Genomic DNA, 2,799 nt, shown 5'->3' with positions numbered 1-2,799 from the left:
TGTGCTCCCGTCCGCCGCGGCATGGTGCGAGAGCGACGGCACCTTCACCAACAGCGAGCGGCGGATTCAGCTTGTGCGAAAGGCATTGGAATCGCCCGGGAGTGCGAAGGACGATATCGAGATCATTCGCCTTGTCGCAGAGCGTATGGGGCGCGGCTGGTCACAACAGACCGCCGAGCAAATCTGGGATGAGCTGCGTGCGGTGTCGCCGAAACACCATGGAATGACCTATCGGCTGCTCAAGGAACGTGGCGGCTTGCAGTGGCCGTTCCCCGACGAAAACGGTCCTGAGTCGCCGTTCCTGCATGGCAGACTCTGGGAGAAGGATCCCGAGAAGCGCGGGCAGCTTGCACCGTTCGGCACTCCGGAACACAGCCTGCCGGTGGACAAGCTCGACGATGAATTCCCGCTGCGCCTGACGACAGGGCGGCGGCTGACCGACTACAACACCGGCGTGCAGTCTGGCGGCTTCAACTCGCCAATTCGATTTGGTGCCTGCATCGATCTTTCTCCGGAGGATATGGCTCGGCTTGATGTCGTCGAGGGCGAATGGGTGCGTGTGAGTTCGCGCCGAGGCTCCGTGCTGGCACCTGTGCGCAGGGAGCCGGGGCTGCGTCCCGGATTGCTGTTCATGGCGTGCAACTTTCCTGATGAAGTGGACGTCAACTCTCTCACCATCGAGGCGAACGACCCGATCTCTGGAACTGCGGAGTTCAAGGCGACCGCGGTGAAGGTAGAGAAGACAAACGAAGTGCCGACTTGGGAGAGAAACCTCTTCGTCAAGCTCAATCGTGAGAAACAAGATTTCGTGCCTGCAGAATAGGATGGACCAACTGTGGATCTGAAGTTCTCCAATGCCGAGCCGTTCGCAGACGAACGAGATGCGGTCGATCGGTTGCTGGGGGCAGGCGAAGGCGGCTGGCACGGAGGCGAACGAGACGAGAAAGACCATCGGCGGGCGCACAGCGGCCACGCAGCACGGTCGCAGCGGCATCTCGTCATGGAAGCGCTACATGCAGTGAATGACCGCGTGGGCTGGATCAGTCCCGGCGCTCTGAACTACATTGGAAGGCGGCTCAGCGTGGCGCCAGCCGATGTCTATAGCGTCGCGACGTTCTATGCGCTGTTCTCCACCAACGTAAGGCCGAAGCGCATCGTCCATGTCTGCACTGACATTGCGTGTATGGCACGCGGATCCAAGGACGTCTGTGCCGATCTCGAAAAGCGGCTGGGTCCGGCCTCGGCCACCAACGGCTGGAAGCATAGCCCTTGCCTCGGTGTGTGCGAGCGCGCCCCCGCCGCAATGGCGGTGGAAGCCGGCGACCCGCCTCATGAGCACCTGATCGGGCCCGCCACTGTCGAAGAAATCGTTCTCGCACTGAATGACGGGCCTGCGGCACTCGCAGCCGAGGCGCCGGCGATCATGGCGGTGCCGCAGGCCGGCCAGGAAGGCCTGATGCTGCTCAAGCGGGTCGGCCGGGTCGATCCGGAAAGCATCGACGACTATCTTGCGATCGACGGCTACGCCGGATTGCGGCGGGCGTTCGAGATGGGACCGGCGAAAGTCATCAGCGAGGTCAAGGACTCCCGGCTGATGGGGCGCGGCGGGGCGGCGTTCCCGGCTGGCACCAAGTGGGAAAGCACCGCCAAACAGCCTGCGACGCCTCGCTACCTCGTCTGTAACGCCGACGAGAGCGAGCCGGGCACGTTCAAGGATCGCGCCATCCTCGAGGGCGACCCGTTCGCGCTGATCGAATCGATGACCATCGCGGGTTACGCCTTCGGCGCCGAGCGGGGCTTTATCTATCTGCGTGGCGAGTATCCGCGCGCCAACCGGCTCCTGCACAACGCTATCGAAAAGGCCCGCGAACGCGGATTTCTGGGTGCTGACATTCAGGGCAGCGGTTGGAGCTTCGAGCTGGAGATACGGCGCGGCGCCGGCGCTTACATCTGCGGCGAAGAGACCGCGATCTTCAACTCGATCGAGGGCTATCGCGGCGAGCCGCGCTCCAAGCCGCCGTTCCCGTTCGAGGCTGGCCTCTTCGGCAAGCCGACCGTCGTCAACAACGTCGAGACTTTGTGCAACGTGCCGCTGATCATGCAGATGGGCGGCGCGCAGTACGCCAAGATCGGGACGGAGGGCTCAACAGGCCCGAAACTGTTCTGTGTTTCGGGCAATCTTGTACGCCCCGGCGTTTACGAAGTGCCTTTCGGTGCAACGTTGGGCGATGTTCTCAAGTTAGCCGGCGGTGTTGCAAAGGGCCGAAAACTGCAGGCCGTGCTGCTAGGCGGCGCTGCAGGCGGGTTCGTGCGCGCCGACGAACTCGACATCCCGCTCACCTTCGAGGGCGCCCGCGCTAACAACACCACCCTGGGCTCAGGCGTGGTGCTGGCCTTCGACGACACTGTCGAATTGCCCGCTATTTTGCTGCGCATCGCGCGCTTTTTCCGTGATGAGTCCTGCGGACAGTGTGTACCCTGCCGCGTGGGCACGGTGCGCCAGGAGGAGGCGCTGCTGCGCATTGCGAATAACCGCAAGGATGTTGCGGCCAAGGGACGCGACATCGGCTTGCTGCGCGATGTCGGGTTGGTGATGAAGGATTCTTCGATCTGCGGTCTCGGTCAGGCCGCCTGGAATGCCGTCGAGTCGGCTATCGATCGCCTCGGCGTACTGAGGGAAAGCAGATGAACATTCATTACCCGGGTGGTCCTGCGGTTACGCCGGCCAAGCAGATTACGATCGTTATCGATGGCGAAGAGGTGAGCGTCCCCGAGGGGAGCACTATCCTGACGGCCTGC

Annotated in this window: 2 protein-coding genes; both read left to right on the top strand. The window is 62.9% G+C overall.

The window, feature by feature from the left end; translation table 11 throughout:
* Positions 1 to 823: molybdopterin dinucleotide binding domain-containing protein (locus tag Q0L57_RS11420; protein ID WP_296742671.1), on the top strand; the 823-nt coding region annotated here is incomplete at its 5' end.
* A 12-nt stretch (positions 824 to 835) separates the two neighbouring features.
* Positions 836 to 2,689: an NAD(P)H-dependent oxidoreductase subunit E gene (locus Q0L57_RS11415; RefSeq protein ID WP_296742668.1), complete on the top strand. Its 1,854-nt coding sequence runs from the start codon at positions 836 to 838 to the stop codon at positions 2,687 to 2,689.
* The last annotated feature ends 110 nt before the right edge of the window (positions 2,690 to 2,799 follow it).

The sequence above is a fragment of the Mesorhizobium sp. genome, from assembly GCF_024509055.1.
Lineage (GTDB): Bacteria > Pseudomonadota > Alphaproteobacteria > Rhizobiales > Rhizobiaceae > Mesorhizobium.
Note: the sequence above shows the minus strand (reverse complement) of the source record. Positions and strands in the feature narration are given on the sequence as shown.